Here is an 18,824-nt window from a genome sequence, read left to right on the forward strand (position 1 = left end):
CCGGCGACGCGGGCCGGGGCCCCGGCTCCCCCGCCCGCCGGCTGTGGCAGGCTGCGCACAGATGCCCGGCCGTTCCGGTCGCCGGGCCGGAGAGATCGGGAACCACCGGCCATGCACTCCTCTCACCCCGCGGGCCGGGCCGTCGGTCCCGCCGGACACCGTGCCGCCGTCGCAACCGAGACCGCCGCCTTCGTGGCGGCGCTGAACGGCGCGGACCTGTCGGCCCCGGTGCCCGGCTGCCCGGATTGGACGCTCCGCGACCTGGTCAAGCACACCGGGAGCGTGCAGCGCATGTTCTCCGTCCTGCTGCGCCGGCTGGTCCAGGAACCGCCGCGCAGCCGGGAGGTGGAGCTGCATCTCCCGACGGCGGAGGACGGCTGGACCGACTGGCTGTCGGCGAGTGCCGCGGAGGCCGCGGACGCCTTCGCCGGCACCGACCCGGACGCCCCGATGTGGGCGTGGGGCGCCGATCAGCATGCCCGGTTCTGGATGCGGCGGATGCTGTTCGAGACGCTGGTGCACCGTACGGACGCGGAGCGCGCGCTCGGCCGCCGGCCGGTGATCGACCCCGCGCTCGCGACGGACGGCGTGGACGAGTTCCTGACGAACCTGCCGTACGCCACGTTCTTCGCGCCCCATGTGGCCCGGCTGCGCGGCGAGGGCGAGACCCTGCGCTTCCGGTGCACCGACACGGACGGCGACTGGCTGGTCCGGCTGCGGCCCGACGGTTTCGCGGCCGAGCCGCGGACCGGGGACGCGGCAGCCGCCTCCGCCGACGCCGGCGTCCAGGGCACCGCGGCGGATCTGCTGCTGCTCCTGTACGGGCGCCTGGACCGCGCCGCGGACACGGTCGAGACCACGGGCGACGAGGAGCTGCTGACGCGCTGGTTCGCCAACTCCGCGTTCTGAAAAGGGTGTCAGCCCCGTCGGCCGAGCGCCTTGGCCCGGGTGTGGGACCAGCCCGTCAGCAGCACGCCCACGGCGACCAGCGCCAGGTGCACGGCCAGCGTGAGGGCGAAGCCACCGTCGAGCCGGCCGAGGAATCCGGTGTCGCTGTGGTCGAAGAGCAGCCGGATCGCGCCCTGCGCGAAAAGCACCATCATGACGGCGCCGGCGATCTGCAGGATGTCGTACTTCATCGGTCCCCCACGTTCTGTCGACAATTCCGCTGTCCCCCGAGGACGTTACGAACGTATCATTCAGAAAATGGCTATCGGCGGCCTAATTGCTGGGGAATTCGATTTACGTCACACAATTTAGGGTTCCGGAAGGGGAATTGTGCGTGCGGAAATAGCGCGGGCGAAAGGGCCGGTGTGCCGGATGTGCCGCACGGCTCTCCCTCCGGCGGGACGGGGCCGGCCGGCGCTCTACTGCTCGCGCAGCTGCCAGGCCAAGGCGTACCGGCGGCGGAAGCAGCCGCCGGTCCCGGCGCCCGAGCGGCCGGCGGCGGGTGACCCGTCGGGCAAGCGGCTGCGGATCGCCGAGGCGCTCTGGCGGATCGCCGCCGAGCGGGGGCTGCACGCGGCGAGCCTGCGGGAGGTCGCGGCCGAGGCCGGGGTCTCACTGCGCTCGGTCCAGTACCACTTCGGGAGCAAGCACCGGCTCCTGGTCGACGCGCTGCGGCTGCTGCACGCGGAGAACGAGCGCATCGCCCGCTCCCGTATCCCGTTCGATGCCACGGAACCCCGGGGTCTGCTGCGGGCGGTGCTGGAGGAATTCCTGCCGGTGGACGCCCAACGCGCCACCGCACTGCGGGTGTTCGCCGCCTACTACGCCCGCAGCCTGACGGACCCCGACCTCGCCAAGGTCTTTCTGCCCGCCGAGCAGCCTCTGGAGCGGCTGGTGGCGGACCTGATCACCACGGCGCAGGCCGACGGGCGAACCGCGCCCGGTCTCGACCCGTGGCGCGAGGCCGATCTGCTGGTCGCCGGTGCGGTGGGGCTGGGCAGCGATGTGCTCCACGACCGCCGCACGCTGGACGAGGTGCGCCGCACCCTGGACTACCACCTCGACAAGATCTTCGCCGGAGACCGGCGCACCCGGCGCTGATCTCCGGCGAAGACGAAGGGTCCGCCGGCCGCCGTCAGCGGGTGGCCGGCTCCGGATAGAACTCCCGTGGCCGGCCGCGGTGGTCCTTGAGCCGGCCGAGCAGGCTCGCCGGATATTCGATGAGCCAGTAACTCGCCGCCGCCACGGGCACCGCCACCAGGAACACGATGAGCAGGGCCGGCAGGAAGCCCGACTGCCCGGTGGGCAGCAGGCCGGCGTTGTGGAGCTGGAGCATGACCGGCTCGTGCCAGATGAAGAGGCTGTAGCTGACGAGTCCGGCGGCGGTCAGCCAGCGGGCCGTCAACAGGCCGTGCCAGAAGGTCTGTTGACGTACGTGGAGGGTGCTGAAGATCAGCAGCACCCACAGGAGCGAGGCGATCGGGTGGTAGAAGGTGAAGGTGAAGTTCTCCGGGCCGGAGTCCAGGGAGAGCGCGAACAGTCCGGCCAGCGCGAGCGCGGCCAACGGCAGCGCGGTGCGCGGCCCGAGGCGGCCCCGGTCACCGAGGGCGGCCGTCAGTACGGCCAGCCCCATCCCGGCCGCGAAGCCGCCGAAGCGGGCCTGCGGGCCGAAGTACACCACCCAGTCGGTGTGCGGCACCCCGAACCGGTAGTGGGCGACGGCGATCCAGGCGAGCGGCGCGGCGTACAGGAACAGGCACCCGGCCGCGCACACCGCCACCCTGGTACGGCGCCGGCGCAGCGGACGGCAGGCACGGACCGCCAGCGGCCCGAGCGCCACCAGGACGAGGTAGAAGAGCACCTCCAGCGACAGCGACCAGGTGGGGCCCAGGGTGTAGAAGATCCGCTGCTGGTCGAAGACATGGGTGAAGGTGAGGTGCTCGACCAGGTCCCGCCAGTTGCCCGGCAGGGTCGGATTGCGGGTCGCCCAGACGACCAGCACCGCCAGGAAGTACAGCGGCAGGATCCGGATCGCCCGGCGGAAGAGGAACAGCCGGGCCGGCCGGGTCGAGCCCCCGTCGAGGGCGGCCCGTGCGTACGACAGCGTCAGCAGATACGCCGACAGCACGAAGAACAGGTCGATGACTTCGAGGGAGAAGACGGCGCCGAGGACCGGGTCGTCGACCGGCGGGTGGCTGCCCTGTGCGTCATAGCGGAAGTACTGCTGCCAGACGTGGAAGGCGACCGTGCTGAGCGCGGCGAGCCCGCGGAAGCCGTCGATGGCACTGGCCCGGCGGCGGGCCGGAGCGGCATCCGTACGCCTCATCGGCGGGCCACCGCCTTCGCACCGACGGCCCGTGGGGTGACCCGCCACTGCCGGTCCCCCAGCGCCTCCTTCAGATGCGCCTGCCGGGCCACCATGTTCTTGAAGTGGCTGTAGAAGAAGGTCGAGACGAGGAGATAGGACCAGAACCACCGGCCGCGGGAGCGGAGTTCCGGAACTGCCAGCCGCCAGGCGAAGAGCGCCTGCACCGGTCCGGCCGCCATGGTGAACAGCACCGCCAGTACGCACACCGGCACCGCCCAGTCGAGCCGGTGCAGCCCGCCGGCCTTCCAGGCCGAGTACAGCAGGATGGGCAGGATCTGCAGCGTCAGCCACGGCTGCACCTCGCGCCAGCCCAACAGGACGCACAGGCCCAGTTTCTGACGTGCCGTGAAGGCCGGGGAGCGCAGGCTGCGCCACAGATGCCGGAGCGAGACCTGGAGCCAGCCCTGTGCCCAGCGGGAGCGCTGGTTCCACAGCGCCTTCAGGGTGGTGGGCGCCAGTTCGCGGGAGATGAGGGTGCGGTCGACGGCGAACCGTGCGCCCTCGCCCAGGGCGCGCAGTGTCGAGTCGATGTCCTCGGTGAGCATCGAGCCGTGCATCCGGATCCGGGCGAGCAGATCCGTCCGCCAGAATCCGTTCGAGCCGCCGAACACGCCGAAGCCGTACAGCCGGGTGCGGCCCGGGTGGCTGACCGCGTAGATCGCCTCGAACTCCACCGCCACCAGCTCGGCGATCCGGGAGCTCTCGCCGTTGCGGATCACGCAGTGCCCCTGGACGACGTCATGGCCGTTGGAGAGCCAGTGCCAGGCGTCCCGGAACGCGGTCCGGGCCGGGTGGTGGTCGGCGTCGAAGATGCCGACGAACTCACCGCGGACCCGGGTGACCGCGGCATTGATGTTCTGCGCCTTGGAGGTGCTGCCCGCGACCGGCAGCAGCACCAGCCGCGGGTCGCGGGCCGCGATCTCGCGGAGGGTGTCCTCGACGGGCAGCGGATGCGGCGTGTTGTACGCCAGCAGGATCTCCAGCTCGCCGGGGTAGTCGAGGCGGAGGAACGACTCGACGGTCTCGACAATGGTCGCGGCCTCATTGGGCAGATACGCGGCGATGACGGCGCTGGCCGGCGGGTACGGCGCGCCGGGTGATTCGGGCCGGGCAGCCGCGTCGAGGGAGAACAGGCACTCCAGGACGATCAGCAGCGCGGACAGCACCAGCCCGGCCACCACCACCCAGTACATGGCGGAGCCGAGGTCCCAGCCCAGTGCGTACGTCTGGAGGTAGAGCACGAACGGCACCGCGACGCCGAGCAGCAGGGCCAGGACCGGGGAGAGCGCCGAGAGGGCGGGCCGGACCAGTGCGCTCAACGAGGGGCGGCGGTGGCGGTGCGGGGTGCCGCGCATCCAGGGCGCGTACCGCACCGGGCGCAGATCCCGGTGGCGGAGCGCCTCTTGTACCGCGTCCCGGGCCTGGCCGGCGGCCCGGCCGCCGTCCGCGCAGCCGGCCAGCGGCAGCCAGCCGATCGCCGGGGTGAGCCGGACGTTCTCGTCGGCGACGATGAACCGGGTGCCGGCCACGGTCGCGGCGAACTTCTCCAGCCCGCGGCGGGCCGTCTCCTCGTCGACTCCGGGCAGCAGCATCAGCAATTGGCCGTCGTCGTCCCAGCCGAGCCGGTCGCAGAAGCTGCCGAGCCGCTCCGCGACGCCCGCCAGGCGTTCGGCGACCTCGCGGCGTATTCGAGGTCCGAGCCGGGCCTCCAGGGCGGCCATCTCGGCCACGCCGACCACGGCGAGCACCCCGCCGTTGCGCGCGGCCTCGGGGCGCCGCAGTTCACGGTCCAGCTCGTCCAGGAAGTGCGCGTGGGAGTACAGGCCGGTGCGCGGGTCCCTCGGCAGGTTCTCGACCGGTACGGGGACGCGGCGGAGCTTGGCCTCGATACGGGCGGACAGTTCGTCCGGGTCGGAGGCTTCCGGAACGCAGTCGTCGGCGCCGTGGCGCAGCAGGTCCGCCACCCCGGCGGGCTCCGGTCTGGCAGTGACCATGAGCAGCGGCAGCGCCCGGCCGGCGGGGACGGTACGGACCTCGCGAATCACGTCGAGACCGCTGTCGTCGTGGGCGCCGGGTGCGCCCCGGTCGTCGAGGGCCACGATGGCGTCCGGGTGCGCCTGCCCCATCCGCCGGTCGACCTCACCGGGCGGGGCGTGGCTGACCTCGTGGCCGGTGGCGCGCAGGGTCCGGGTGAGGCGCTCCAGGCGGGGTCCTGGGGCGCCGACCACCAGCACATGCCCGCCCCCGCGGGAGACGTCGGCAGGGGTGGTGGGGGCGGCGGGGGCCGCGGCGTCGAGCAGGGCCATGGGGGAGCCCTGGGGGGTGGTGCGGTGCGAAGTGAGCACCTGGGGATGTCCTTTCGTGCAAGGAGGCATGCGAAAGCGGGCCCGGGCCGCGCCGCGTCGGCGGCAGCGGTCCGGACCTCTTAGCCGGCTGTCAGATGCATGACAGATACATGGATCGCGGTCGCCCTTCGGGTCCGTCTCTCGGCGGTACGGACACGGGCGCGCGGGCGCACGGCTGCTAAGGCAGGCTCCAAGCCTCGGAACGCATGGGCGCGTTCCAGCACTGATCGCATATGTGGGGTCCCATCCTGATCGGATTGTGGGGGAGGACCGGATGTCGGGTGTGCCGTCGGCGGGCCCCGCGCGGCGGTGCCCGTCGACAACTTCAGCCTCGACGCAAACTGTGACACCACTCCTGCTTCTGCGTAACGCTCTGATTACGTCCCGCCGTCCGCGCGGTCTCAACGCATCGCTACCGCCCGGTAAGCACCAGGGCTTCGGCTATACCCAGTAAGCGAGTTGCGTCGCGAAATCGGACAGATAGCGCACATCTCCCGCGGACTCGTCCGCACGTCTCCCCCAGCCTTCGAGTCGAAGGGGAACTGTGGATTCGTACCTATCGACCATCTGTTAATCTGCCCGCTCCTGGATGTTCCTCCATGCCCTCTCCCCCCAAGCACCCCTCGTTCGCCGGGTGCAGCGAGGTGTCCCGTACGTGTACAGCACTCCCTTCTCCCCCGCCGAGGCCAGATCCGCGCGGGCCCGGGTGGGCCTGAGTACGGCTCAGGTCGCCCAGTCCATGACGGCATGCGGTACGCCGGTCCACCCCGAGCTGGTCGAGGCCTGGGAATACGGATCCCAGATGCCGACCGAGGCGCAGCTGTTCGTCCTGGCCGATGTGCTGTGGTGCCCGCCGACGACGCTGATGGGTGTCGAGCCGCGGACCCTGGCCGAGCACCGGATGGCCCGCCAGCTGAGCGTGGAGCGGCTGTCGCAGCTGATCGGCATGGACCCGGCGCTGTACTGGGCGGCCGAGTCGGCGCGGCAGTGGAGCGGCGACTACCGGCAGACCAAGGCGCTGGTGGAGGCGCTGGGGCTGTCGCTGCGGAAGCTGATCGGGGTGATGGGCCGCGACGAGGAGCTGTCCGGGCATCTGCGGGCGGCCATCGACGGGCGCTGGAAGTCGCATGTCGGCCCGGTCACCAAGATCACCACATTGAACAAGACGCGGGTGAGCGACGCACTGCGCACGATGCACGGGGAGTTCGCGGAGTTCTCCGAGCGCTACATGGGGCATGTGGTGGCGCGCAACGATGACTCCCGGCTCAAGGAGGTCGCGGCCGAGCGCTCGGCGTATCTGCGCCGGCTGGTGGACCACTTCTGGGATCTGATCGGGGATGCGGGCGAGGCACCGCCGTTCAACACGGTGCCGACGCACTGAGGTAGGCCGGCTCGGGCACCGGCGAAAAGCGGGCGGGGAGGGAACCGGACATCGATTCCCTCCCCGCCCGTGGTCGTTGGCGGACTCAGCGGCCGGGTATCCCCCAGTCCGGTCCGCCCTGCGGGGGCTGCGGCGCCGGGGGGTGCGGCGGTCCCGGACGGTGGTGCGCCTGCGGGGCGTACGGGTCCGCCGCCTGCGGGGCGTACGGCTCCGCCGGACCGTGCGCACCGAACGGCTCGTGCGCGTCCGCCGGTTCGTCGTCGCCCTCGATCTCGTCCCAGTCGATCTCCATCGTCTTGCGGCGGGTGAAGACGTTGAAGAAGAGGTTCAGCAGGACGGCGGTCAGGCTTCCCAGCGTGATCCCGCTGTTGAGGACCGCGCGGACGTCCTCCGGCATCCGCGTGAAGAACGGCTCGACCGCGTTCGGCAGGAGCGCGGCGGCGAGGCTGACCGCGAGGATCAGGGCGTTGCGCTCGTCGCGCAGATCCACCTTGCCGAGGATCTGGATACCGACCGCGGCGACCATGCCGAACATCGCGATCGCGGCACCGCCGAGCACCGGATGCGGAATGGCGGCCACCACACTGCCCGCCTTCGGCAGCAAGCCCATGACAATCATGAAGCCGCCGGCCGCGACCACCACGAACCGGCTCATGACCTTCGACATCCGCACCAGGCCGATGTTCTCGGCAAACGCCACGTAGGGGAAGGAGTTGAGAATACCGCCGAGGACGGTGGCGACACCGTCGGCGCGCAGCGCATTGGCGACGGTGGCGTTGTCGATCTTTTTACCGGTGATCTCCCCGATGGCGTAGACGTCTCCGGTGGTCTCCACCATGGTGATCAGCATGACGACGACCATGGCGATGATGGGGAACAGCTCGAACTTCGGCATTCCGTAGTGAAAGGGCGTGCTGACGCCGAACCAGGCGGCATCCTTCACGCCGCCGAAATCCACATCGCCGAGGAGCCAGGCGACGCCGGTGCCGGCGACCAGGCCGAGCAGTACGGCGAGGCTGCTCAGGTACGACTTCCCGAACCGGACCACGAGCAGGACGAAGAGTAGGGTGCCCAGCGCGTAGGCGAGGTTCTTGGGAGCGCCGTATCCGGGGTGGCCGATCAACTGCGCACCGCCGGCCGCGTCCTTCAGCCCCTGCGGGATCAGGGTGAGGCCGATGACGGTGAGGATCGTGCCGATGACGATCGGCGGGAAGTACTTCACCAGCTTGCTGAAGAAGGGCGCGAAGAGGAAGGTCGCCATTCCCGCGGTGATCACCGCGCCGTAGACGACGAGCAGACCGGCGGTGCCGCCGCCCGCGCCCAGCCCGATGGCGATCATCGGCGAGACCGCGGTGAAGGTGACGCCCTGGACCAGCGGCAGCCTGGCACCGATCTTCCAGACGCCGAGGGCCTGGATGATCGAGGCGACACCGCAGGTCAGCAGGTCCGCGTTGATCAGATAGACGAGCTCCTCGCGGGACAGACCCAGGGCGTTCCCGAGAATGATCGGAACGACCACCGCTCCCGCGTAGAACGCGAGGACGTGCTGGAAACCGAAGAGGGTGAGTTTGCCGACGGGGAGTACCTCGTCGACGGGGTGAGCCCGCTGTTGGGAGAACTGCTCGGGGTCTTGTCGGGAGACTCGTGCCATCTCTGCCTTGCCTTCGGGAGGTAGGTGAATAAGAAGGGACCGGCCCGTCGTGTCCCGGAGGACGGACGGGCCGGCTGGGTCTTACAAAGCCGACGTTCAGCGGTGTTACCGACACCACGTAGCCCTGCACCGCGCTGTGCGTCCCGGGTTCCGCAGGACTTCTTTCGACCAACGCGGCAAATTCCGGCATTTCCATGGAATTTGCAGGTGGGACCAATCGGAGCGTTCACCCTAGTTGACCTGTGCCGTTTCTCGCGAGTAACCGGCCGTATTCGCTCGCATAAAGGGTGATCATGACCCGAAATACCGTTTTGGGAAGGGGACTTTGTCTGCCGCGGGCGCTCCCGTGCCGACAGGCGGAGCCCGGCTCTCGGCCGTAGCATTTTGGTATGGCTGAGCGGCAGCATGCGCCCACCGCGCCGGAACTCGTCATCGAGTCCGACGGCAGCACCCAGGTGATGAGCCCCAGCCGCGTCTACCACGTCGGGCGGGATCCCGCCTGCGAACTCGTACTGCACGATGCCCGGGTTTCCTGGCACCACGCGGTGCTGCGGACCAAGTCGGGCCACTGGACGGTGGAGGACGAGGACAGCACCAACGGCACGTTCGCCGACGGACGCCGGGTGCACGAGACCGGGGTCGGGCCGGGCAGTGTGATCCGGTTCGGCAACCCCGCGGACGGTCCGTGTGCGGTGCTCTCCATGGCGTCACCACCGCCGGCGCCGCCCACCCCGCCGGCGCCCCCGGCACCGTCGCCACCGCCGACCCGCGCCGAACGGCCCTCCGCCGTCTCGCACCCCGCCGGCACCCATACCTTCCGCCGGCCCAGCTCCGTACGCCCGCTGCCCGCCGCCCGCACCACCCGGATCGGCCGCGCCCCCGAAAACGACCTGGTCGTCGACGACCTCTCGGTCTCCCGACGGCACGCGGAGCTGCGGGCCGGTGCCGAGGGCTTCGAGATCGTCGACCTGGGCAGCCACAACGGCACCTACCTCAACGGCCAGCCGGTGGACCGGGCACCGATGATCCCCGGCGATATCGTCGGCATCGGCCACTCCGCGTTCGCCCTGGTCGGCGACGAACTCCAGGAGTTCATCGACACCGGTGAGGTGTCGCTGGACGTGCAGGATCTGGCCGTCCGCGTCGACAACGGCCGAAAGACGCTGATGGAGCAGGTGTCCTTCCCGGTGGGCGAGAAGACGCTGCTCGCCGTGGTCGGACCCAGCGGCGCCGGCAAGTCGACCCTGCTCAACGCGCTGACCGGGCTGCGCCCCGCCGACGACGGCACGGTGCTCTACGACGGCCGTGACCTCTACCGCGACTACGCCGAGCTGCGCCAGCGCATCGGGCTCGTACCGCAGGACGACATCCTGCATCTCCAGCTGACCGTGCGCCGGGCCCTGAGCTACGCCGCGGAGCTGCGCTTCCCCGAGGACACCGCGAAGGCCGAACGGCAGGCGCGGGTCGACGAGGTGATCCGTGAACTGGGCCTCGACCAGCGGACGAATCAGCCGATCCACAGCCTCTCGGGCGGCCAGCGCAAGCGCGTCAGCGTGGCCCTGGAGCTGCTGACCAAACCGTCGCTGCTCTTCCTCGACGAGCCGACCTCCGGTCTCGACCCCGGGATGGACCGCTCCGTGATGCATATGCTGCGCGGACTGGCGGACGACGGCCGTACGGTCATCGTCGTCACCCACAGCGTGCTGAGCCTGGACGTCTGTGACCGGCTGCTGGTCCTGGCGCCGGGCGGCACCATCGCCTACTACGGGCCGCCGGAGGAGGCGCTGGCCTACTTCGGGTACCAGCAGTGGCCAGAGGCGTTCGAGGCCTTCGAGAACGACAAGGAGCGTGACTGGGCAGGGCAGTTCCGCGCCTCGCCCGAGCACCGGCGTTATGTCGCCGCGGACTCCCATCAGCCCCCGCGCGCCCCCGAGGCCCCGGCGGGCCCGGTGACCGCGCCGAAGGCGCAGAGCTGGGGCAAACAGCTGCACACGCTGGTCCGGCGCTATGCGGCGGCGCTGACCGCCGACCGGACCTTCCTGATCATCATGGTCGCGCTGCCGTTCGTGATGGGAGCGATGGCGCACGCCCTGGCCGGGTCCGCGCTCACCCAGGACTCGGCGGTCAACGCGCTGCTGATCCTGTGCGTCGGAGCGGTGCTGACCGGCGCCGCCAACGCGGTGCGGGAGCTGGTCAAGGAGCGGACCATCTATCAGCGAGAGAGAGCCGTCGGCCTGTCCCGCTCGGCGTACCTGATGTCCAAGGTGCTGGTGCTGGGTGCGATCACCATCGTCCAGGCCGTGGTGCTGACCCTGGTGGCGCTGATCGGCGTCAAGCTGAACGCACCGGGCGGCAAAGGGGTGTTGATGCCGCCGCTGATCGAAATCACCCTCGCGGTGGCGCTGTTGGCGTTCACCGCCATGATGCTCGGCCTGTTCGTTTCCGCGCTGGTGCGGAAGGAAGAGGTCACCATGCCGCTGCTGGTGCTGCTCGCGATCATCCAGGTCGTGTTCTGCGGTGCGCTGCTCAAACTGAACGGTGTGCTGGTGCTGGAGCAGCTGGCATGGCTGGTGCCGTCGCGGTGGGCGCTCGGGGCCATGGCGGGCACCATCGATCTGCACCACATCATGCCGCAGGGGACCGCGGACCCGCTGTTCCAGCACAAGCCGGGGACCTGGCTGCTGAACATGGGCATGATGATCGTGCTCTCCCTGCTCCTGGGATTCGTGGTCACCAAGCTGCTGCGGCGGCACGAGCCCGAGATCATGCGCAAGTAGTGCCGAGGAGCCGCCTGTGACCTCGCCGGAATTCCTCCCCAGCCATGTCGTCCCTCCGGAAGGCATGGCGAGCTGGTCGGCCCCGGACACCACCCGGCCGTCCGCACCGCTCGATCCGCTGCTTCCGGTCCAGATCATCGACCGCCGCGGCGACTGGGCGCTGGCGCTGTGCTCCAACGGCTGGTCGACCTGGGTCGACGGCCGGCTGCTCCTGGCCGTCCCGCGCGAACCGCCGGCCGCCGCGCAGGCCCCCGCCCGGACCGCGGACCCCCGCCCGCTGCTGGGCGCCGCGGAGGGCGAACTGATCCGGTACCGGAAGCTGATCGAGGAGCTGGCCGCCGGGCAGCTGGACGGCGAGTCGTTCGCCCGGCGCACCCGCGGCACCCGGCTGGGGATCGTCGTGGACGGCGATGCGGTCTGGCTCTACGACGCCCGGCACGAGCGGTGGTGCTACTGCGACGGGGTGTCGCTGGAGACGTACGCGGTGACGGCGGGGCCGTCGTCCCGGTCCGGGGAGCGGCCGGGGTCCGGGACGGGCCCGGAGGCGCGGGACGAGCCGGGTCCGGTGGCGGATCCCTCGGTCCCCTCGGCCACCGGCGGCCCCGGGCCGGCGCCGGGCCCCGGGGCGTCGGGCCCGCCGGACGGGCCGCCTCAGGACCCCGCCGCGACCCGGGCCCTGCACCCCGGCGAGCGGCCACCCCCGCCACCGAACCCCGTGGGTGAGATCCGGTGAACGGTGCGGCACCCGACCGGCCGCAGGGCCGCTCCACCGCTCCCGATTCCTCCGGGCTGCGCGGGCGGCAGATCGCCGAATATCTGCTCCAGGACGAGATCGGCCGGGGCGGGATGGCGGTGGTCTACCGCGCGGAGGACCTGCGGCTCGGCCGCACGGTGGCGTTGAAGCTGCTGGCGCCCGAGCTCGCCCGGAACGACACCTTCCGGCAGCGCTTCGCCCATGAGTCGCGGGTCGCCGCGGCGATCGACCACCCGCACATCGTGCCGGTCTTCGAGGCCGGGGAGACCGAGGGCGTGCTCTACATCGCGATGCGCTACGTCCAGGGCCGGGATCTGCGGGCGCTGCTCGACCGCGACGGGCCGCTGCCGCTGGAGACCGCCTGCCGGATCGCCCTCCAGGTGGCCTCCGCGCTGGACGCCGCCCATGCGCACGACCTCGTGCACCGGGACGTCAAACCGGGCAACATCCTGATCGCCGAGGGCACCGACAGCGACCGCCCCGAGCACGCCTATCTCACCGACTTCGGGCTGACGAAGAAGTCCCTGTCACTGACCGGGTTCACCAGTGTCGGCCAGTTCGTCGGCACGCTGGACTATGTGGCGCCCGAGCAGATCTCCGGCCGCCCGGTGGACGGCCGCTGCGATGTCTACAGCCTGGCCTGCGTGCTGTTCGAGATGCTGACGGGGGCACCGCCGTTCCGCCGCGACGACGACATGGCGCTGCTGTGGGCGCATCAGTACGATCCGCCGCCGGCCATGACGGAGCTGCGGCCGGATCTGCCGGAGGCCGTCGACGCGGTGTTCGCGCAGTCGCTGGCCAAGGCGCCGGACAACCGCTACGAGACCTGCCGGGGCTTCGTGGCGGCGCTGCGCGCGGCCGGACGGGCCACGGTCCCCGCGACCCCGGCCGGTACCCCGCAGGCGCACCCCATGACCCAGGTCGATGCCCAGGTGGACCAGGGCGGCCGGCGCAGCGCGGCACCTCCGCCACCGCCGCGCTGGGCGACGCCGATGTTCCCGGGGCGGACCTAGCGGCCGTCCGGCTCCCGCCCCCCGCGTGGCTCCCGTACCTCACCCGGATGCCGTACGCCCCGTGCCAGCAGGCTGCCGAGGAAACCGGTGACCAGCCCCCAGACGAGGCCCACGCCGACCAGCCGGAGCAGCTGCGGTTCCAGGGTGACCTCGCCGCCCAGGTCGCCGCCGAGGTCGCCGACGCCGATCACGGAGAGCCCGTAGTGGGCGGAGATCCGGGTGAGCAGTCCGACGACGAACAGGGTGACCGCCAGCGCCACGGCCATCTCGACGGCGTGCCGCCAGGCCGGCAGCCGGGCCGGGGAGCGGACCGCCGCGGTGAAGGCGGCGGCGAGCAGCACCACGGCCGCCACCGCCACCAGCAGCCAGGCCCGGCGGTCCTGTTCGGCGAGCGAGCCGAGGTCGAGGGTCCGCTGTCCGTGGGTGCGGAGCACCTGGTCGAGGGCGTGCGGCAGGGGCAGTCCCAGGGCCTTGTCGACATGCCCCACCCAGGCGCCGCCGGTGCCGATGCCCAGCGCCATCCAGGCCACGTTCGGCAGCCCGAGGAAGATGACGGCGAGGGTCTCGGCCGGGCGGTCCTTGGTGATGAGCTCGACGATGCCGACGACCAGCCCGATCACGGCGTAGGCGAGCAGCGTCAGCACCATCGCGTGGGCGGGTGGCCGTACGGAGCCCTGGTAGTGCAGCAGCCGGGGCGAGAGCGGGGCGCGCCGGGAGACGAGGAAGGTCAGCACGAGCAGCGCCAGCACCCACAGCAGTCCGACGCCGAGCGTCGCGGGCACATCGGCGCGGAAGCCGACGGTGGGGGTGGCGCCCAGCTCGGATCCGATCTCCTCGGCGAGGTCGTTGCCCACCGAGATCCGGAAGCTGTGCCGGGCGGCGAGCGCGAGCAGCAGCAGAAGTACCAGCCAGCACACCGCCGTTCGGGCGATCCGGGCGAGCAGCTCGCGGGTGCCGGCCACCGCCCGGTGGCGCAGCGGCAGCAGGAAGGCGAAGGCCAGCACCAGCGCTCCGGCGAGGGTGACCGACAGCGGGACGACGTCCAGGGCGGCATTGGCCTCGGCGATGACCCCGGCGTCGCCGGACAGCCCCACCGAGCCGCCGGCCGCGACGAGCACGGTGGCCGCGACCACGGACGGGAACGCCCCGCCGGGGAGGTCGGTGGCGCCCGCCGCCCACAGGCCGATGGCGGCGACCACCAGCATCGTGACGAGGGCCGCCACGGCCGCGCCGAGCGCTTGCCCCCAGGCCCGGACGGCGTGCGGTGCGCCATGGGCACGCACCGGACCCGGGGAACCGGCTGACGCGGGGCCTCGCATCTGGCTCAACCTCTCTTCTGCCGGGCACGGGACCGCGGTACCCACGGTCCGTCTGGGGTGGCGCATGCGCCGACGGGCGACGGAAGGTGCTTCCCGGTGCCGCGGAACACACAATTCCGTGCATTTACCGCAGGGACGGCATGCACGCACCACCGTAAGCACCGGCGTGCCGCCCCGCTTGCGGACGGCGCGGCTCCCGGACACACAATGTCCTTGACCTAGACAAACCGGGCAAAATTCGCATAGCCGGATGGCCCACACGCGTCGGAAGAGGCACCCGTGACATCTCCACCGCCGCCTGACAGCCACCCGACAGGACCGCCGTCGGGCCCGCTCTCCGGTACGCCGTCCAGCCCCGGGCACGAGCCGACACAGGTGGGCTCATGGCCCGGGCAGGCACCGCCGGAGGAGCCCACCCAGCCCGGCTACCGCCCGCCGCCGGGCGGCCCCGGCAAGGGCGGCGGAGGCGGCGGGGGTGGCGGCGGTGGCGGCCGCGGCGGCGGGGGTGCCGGAGCCGGCGGGCCCTGGTGGCGGTCCGCGCCACGGGTCGCGATCATCGCGACCGCCCTGGTCGTGGCGGTGGTCCTGATCGTCCTCTTCACCCGTCCGGGGGGCGGCACCAGTGAGGTGTTCGCCGAACCGGCCGCCTCGACCGGACAGGACCCGGTCACCAAGTCGTCGGCGAAGGAGTCCTCCCCGACCCCGTCCGCCACACCGAACAAGCCGTCCGGTGGCGGCAACAGTCAGTTCTCGGGCGCGACGCCCGGCCTCTACGGCGGGACCGAGAACAGCGCGAGCTGCGATGTCGAGAAGCAGATCAGCTATCTGACGAGCGCCCCCGCGAAGAACCAGGCGTTCGCCGGCGTCCTGGGCAAGCAGCCGGGGGACGTCCCGTCCTATCTGCGGTCGCTGACGCCCGTTCAGCTGCTGTACGACACCCGGGTCACCAACCACGGCTTCAAGAACGGCAAGGCCACCAGCTTCCAGTCGGTGCTCCAGTCCGGCACCGCGGTGATGGTCGACTCGTACGGGGTGCCACGGGTGCGCTGCAAGTGCGGCAACCCGCTGACGCCGCCGACCGCGCTCAAGGGTGACGTGAAGACGGTCGGCACCAAGTGGCCCGGATACCAGTCCTCGAACTCGGTCGTCGTCAAGCCCGCGAAGTCCAAGATCAAGGAATTCACCCTGCGCGACCCGAAGACGGGCAAGTGGTTCAAGCGCCCCGAGGGCACCACCGGCGCCGAGGACCGCCCGACGTCCCCGCCGACCGAGACCCCCAGCGGCCCCACCTCGTCCCAGCCCCCGCCGGGCCAGTCACCGCCGCCCACGCCCGGGTCCACCGAACAGCCCACCGGGGGCACCGGCACCTCTCCGCCGGAGACCGGCGGCGGGACGGGGACCACCGGCGGCCCGACCGACACGTCGACCGGAGGGAGCACGACCGGCTCGCCGAACGGTGGCGGCACCACCACCGGGAGCACCAACGGGGAAACCACCACCGGGACCACCACCGGCGAAACCACCACCACCGGGAGCACCACCGGCGAGAACACCACCGGGAACACGACCGGGAACACGACCGGCGAGAACACCACCGGGAACACCACCGGCGACACCACCACCGGCGGGAACACCGGCGGTCAGTCGGCCCAGGCCGGAGTCACGGGCGGTGGCTCACCGCCCTCCGGCTGACACCCGGGCGGGACCGGAAAGCAGAGGAAGCGGCGGGCGACCGGAAGGCCGTCCGCCGCTTTTTCACGTTTCCGATATCGAACTGTGTCCTGGTAATCCGGTGCACCGGACAACCACCCGAGCAGACAGACCCTCTGCATAGTCGGCGGGTCCACAGGCAGCCCTTGACGGCCACCCCGTGACGGGGCCGGGATCCGCCGCTGCCAGCTGTTCTGCTTCGGAAGGACCCCCGTGCTCGCCGGACCACGTCGCCACTCCGCCCGGTTGATACCCGCCCTGACCGCGGCTGCCGCGCTGCTGACCGCGTGCGGCGGCGGCGCCGATGCGTCGAAGGCCGACCAGCCGGCCACCAAGGTGACCGTCACCCCGGCCGCCGGAAAGACCCCGGCCAAGCTCGGCTCCCAGATATCCGTACAGGCCGACGGGGGCAAGCTGACCTCGGTCGAGGTCGAGAACGACAAGGGCGGCAAGGTCGCCGGACAGCTCTCCGGTAACGGCGCGTCATGGAAGTCGGACGGCAAGGTCATGCCGGATACCACGTACACCGTGCGCACGAAGGCCAAGTCCGACGGGGGCAAGGAGTCCTCGGCCACCTCGAAGTTCACCACGGAGCAGGCCGGCAAGGTCAACAAGCTCACCAACACCCCGTCCGGCGGGACGACCGTGGGCACCGGAATGCCGGTCTCGATCCTCTTCGACAACCCGATAGCCAAGGACCGGCAGGCCGAGATAGAGCGGGCGCTGAAGGTGACCACCCAGCCGAAGGTCGAGGGCTCCTGGGGCTGGGTCAAGGACTACTCCGGCAAGGACCGGATCGACTGGCGGCCCAAGGACTACTGGCCGTCCGGCACCAAGGTCTCCGTGCAGGGCGCGCTGTCCGGCATCAACTCCGGTGACGGCGGCTGGTTCGCCCGGGACTACAACTTCAGCTTCCGCATCGGCGCCGACCACAAGGCCGTCATCGACGTCCCCTCGCACACCATGACGATGTACGAGAACGGCAAGAACGTCGGCAGCATCCGCGGCTCCGCCGGCTCCCCGCAGGACCCGACCCGCGGCGGCGTGCACACCGTACGCAGCAAGAACGCGGCCGAGACGATGGACTCCTCCACCATCGGCCACGGCGACGAGTGGAGCCTGGACTCCAAGTGGGTCACCCACCTCACCGCGTCCGGGACCTTCCTGCACTCCGCCCCGTGGAACAAGTCGATCGGCGTGGAGAACAACAGCCACGGCTGCTTCGGCATGACCACCTCGGACGCCAAGAGGGCCTATGACTTCCTGACGATCGGCTCCACGGTCGAGGTGAAGGGCACCACCAACACCAACAAGACCGATGTCGGCAACGGCCTGGAGGTCTGGCAGGAGAGCTGGCAGCAGTGGCAGCAGCGCAGCGCGCTGCGCTGACCCGGCCCGCGCTCCCGCGGTAGCGAAACGGACGCCGTCGCCTGACTGTTCAGGCGGCGGCGTCCGGCGTCGGGGCGTCCGGTCAGCGGATCTCGCTCGCCGTACGGCGGTAGGTGGAGCGCCGGTCCTCGATCTCGGCCCAGCGGTCGCCGTAGACGTTCTCGATGACGCCCGGCTGCCGCAGGAAGTCGTGCGGGAAGCCCAGCGGCACCTCGCTGGTCCGGTCGAGCCGGTCCAGCGCGTCGGCGTCCAGGGTGACGTCGACGGCGCCGAGGTTGTCGGCCAGCTGGCTCTCCTTGGTGGCGGCGACGATCGGAACGATGTTGCCGGGCCGGCTGCGCAGCCATGCCAGGGCCACCTGCGCGGGGCTCCAGCCGCCCTGCTCGGCGACCTCCAGCACCGCGGTGAGGGTCTCCTCCTCGTGGTGGTTCGGGGTAGCGCCGTCGTCCATGGTGGCCAGCCGGCCGGTCTCCCCTCGGCGGTACTTGCCGGTGAGCTTGCCGGCCGCGAGCGGTGCCCAGGCCAGCACGGCCAGATCGAAGGCGCGGGCCTGCGGGAGCAGTTCCCGCTCCGGCGTCCGCTCCAGCAGGTTGTAGCGCAGCTGCGAGCCCGCGAACGCGGTCCAGCCGCGCAGCTCGGCAAGGGTGTTGGCCTGGGCGATCTCCCAGGCGGGCCAGTCGGACACGCCGATGTAGAGCACCTTGCCCGAGCGCACCACGTCATCGAGCGCCCGCATGACCTCCTCCACGGGCGTGAAGTTGTCCCGGGCGTGCACCCACAGCACATCGAGGTAGTCGGTGCGCAGCCGGTCCAGGCTCGCCTCCACCGACCGCACCAGGTTCTTGCGGTGGTTGCCCGCCGCGTTCATATCGCCCTGGTGGGTCATGCAGGTGTACTTGCTCGCCAGGACGAAGCGGTCCCGGCGCCCTTCCAGCAGCGCACCGAGGGTCCGCTCGGAGGCGCCGCCGGTGTAGATGTTCGCGGTGTCGATGAAATTGCCGCCCGCGTCCGCGTAGGCGTCCAGGATCCGGCCGCTGGTGTCCTCGGCGGCGTCCCGGCCCCGGTCGTCGCCCATGGTCATGGCGCCCAGGCTCAGCTCGCTCACCCGCAGACCGGTCCTGCCGAACAGTGTGTAGCGCACGAGGTTCCCTTCGTTCAACGACAGCGGT

Annotated in this window: 14 protein-coding genes; 8 read left to right on the forward strand and 6 right to left on the reverse strand. The window is 71.2% G+C overall.

From position 1 onward, the window contains the following. Positions 1-111: 111 nt before the first annotated feature. On the forward strand, positions 112-909 hold the full coding sequence (locus tag TU31_RS27435; RefSeq protein ID WP_042159268.1) for a maleylpyruvate isomerase family mycothiol-dependent enzyme: 798 nt from the start codon (positions 112-114) through the stop codon (positions 907-909). 8 nt (positions 910-917) lie between these two features. On the opposite strand, the gene TU31_RS27440 is transcribed toward TU31_RS27435, so the two are convergent. Then, positions 918-1,139: a hypothetical protein gene (locus TU31_RS27440; RefSeq protein ID WP_042159270.1), complete on the reverse strand. Its 222-nt coding sequence runs from the start codon at positions 1,137-1,139 to the stop codon at positions 918-920. Between the two features lie 181 nt (positions 1,140-1,320). Here TU31_RS27440 and TU31_RS27445 point away from each other — a divergent pair, with 181 nt between their 5' ends. Then, entirely contained in the window at positions 1,321-2,049 is a 729-nt protein-coding gene (locus TU31_RS27445; RefSeq protein ID WP_078886015.1) for a TetR/AcrR family transcriptional regulator, read from the forward strand. Positions 2,050-2,083: 34 nt separating this feature from the next. Here the strand turns inward: TU31_RS27445 and TU31_RS27450 are convergent, their stop codons facing one another. After that, the gene (locus TU31_RS27450) at positions 2,084-3,274 is read right to left on the reverse strand and encodes an acyltransferase family protein (protein WP_245698786.1); all 1,191 of its coding nucleotides are present in this window, start codon (positions 3,272-3,274) and stop codon (positions 2,084-2,086) included. After that, entirely contained in the window at positions 3,271-5,661 is a 2,391-nt protein-coding gene (locus tag TU31_RS27455; RefSeq protein WP_042159274.1) for a glycosyltransferase, read from the reverse strand. The genes TU31_RS27450 and TU31_RS27455 overlap by 4 nt, the downstream gene beginning before the upstream one ends. A gap of 655 nt (positions 5,662-6,316) precedes the next feature. Here TU31_RS27455 and TU31_RS27460 point away from each other — a divergent pair. Next, positions 6,317-7,042 (forward strand): transcriptional regulator, encoded by a 726-nt coding sequence (locus TU31_RS27460; RefSeq protein WP_042159275.1) that lies wholly within the window; start codon positions 6,317-6,319, stop codon positions 7,040-7,042. 85 nt (positions 7,043-7,127) lie between these two features. Here TU31_RS27460 and TU31_RS27465 read toward each other — a convergent pair whose 3' ends face one another. Beyond that, positions 7,128-8,693 (reverse strand): nucleobase:cation symporter-2 family protein, encoded by a 1,566-nt coding sequence (locus tag TU31_RS27465; protein WP_042159276.1) that lies wholly within the window; start codon positions 8,691-8,693, stop codon positions 7,128-7,130. A 389-nt stretch (positions 8,694-9,082) separates the two neighbouring features. On the opposite strand from TU31_RS27465, the gene TU31_RS27470 reads away from it, so the two are divergent. The 3 genes from TU31_RS27470 to TU31_RS27480 are packed head-to-tail and all read left to right on the forward strand — an operon-like array spanning position 9,083 to position 13,237. Further along, complete coding sequence (locus TU31_RS27470; protein ID WP_042159278.1) at positions 9,083-11,470, forward strand: ABC transporter ATP-binding protein/permease; 2,388 nt, start codon at positions 9,083-9,085, stop codon at positions 11,468-11,470. 16 nt (positions 11,471-11,486) lie between these two features. After that, positions 11,487-12,203 carry a hypothetical protein gene (locus TU31_RS27475; protein WP_042159281.1) on the forward strand — a complete coding sequence of 239 codons (717 nt, stop codon included), beginning with the start codon at positions 11,487-11,489 and terminating at the stop codon, positions 12,201-12,203. After that, positions 12,200-13,237, forward strand: a complete 1,038-nt coding sequence (locus tag TU31_RS27480) for a serine/threonine-protein kinase (RefSeq protein WP_042159283.1) — start codon at positions 12,200-12,202, stop codon at positions 13,235-13,237. The genes TU31_RS27475 and TU31_RS27480 overlap by 4 nt, the downstream gene beginning before the upstream one ends. Here the strand turns inward: TU31_RS27480 and TU31_RS27485 are convergent. Next, on the reverse strand, positions 13,234-14,556 hold the full coding sequence (locus TU31_RS27485; protein ID WP_219819230.1) for a streptophobe family protein: 1,323 nt from the start codon (positions 14,554-14,556) through the stop codon (positions 13,234-13,236). The two genes, TU31_RS27480 and TU31_RS27485, sit on opposite strands and share 4 nt — an antisense overlap. 375 nt (positions 14,557-14,931) lie before the next feature. Between TU31_RS27485 and TU31_RS27490 the strand changes: the two genes are divergently transcribed. Both TU31_RS27490 and TU31_RS27495 read left to right on the forward strand, forming a co-directional pair. Further along, on the forward strand, positions 14,932-16,248 hold the full coding sequence (locus TU31_RS27490) for a DUF6777 domain-containing protein (RefSeq protein WP_063770833.1): 1,317 nt from the start codon (positions 14,932-14,934) through the stop codon (positions 16,246-16,248). Positions 16,249-16,479: 231 nt separating this feature from the next. After that, on the forward strand, positions 16,480-17,655 hold the full coding sequence (locus TU31_RS27495; protein ID WP_245698789.1) for a L,D-transpeptidase family protein: 1,176 nt from the start codon (positions 16,480-16,482) through the stop codon (positions 17,653-17,655). A gap of 82 nt (positions 17,656-17,737) precedes the next feature. Here the strand turns inward: TU31_RS27495 and TU31_RS27500 are convergent, their stop codons facing one another. Continuing rightward, complete coding sequence (locus TU31_RS27500; protein WP_042159287.1) at positions 17,738-18,796, reverse strand: aldo/keto reductase; 1,059 nt, start codon at positions 18,794-18,796, stop codon at positions 17,738-17,740. Between the last annotated feature and the right edge of the window lie 28 nt (positions 18,797-18,824).

The organism is Streptomyces lydicamycinicus (assembly GCF_000829715.2).
Classification (GTDB): domain Bacteria; phylum Actinomycetota; class Actinomycetes; order Streptomycetales; family Streptomycetaceae; genus Streptomyces; species Streptomyces lydicamycinicus.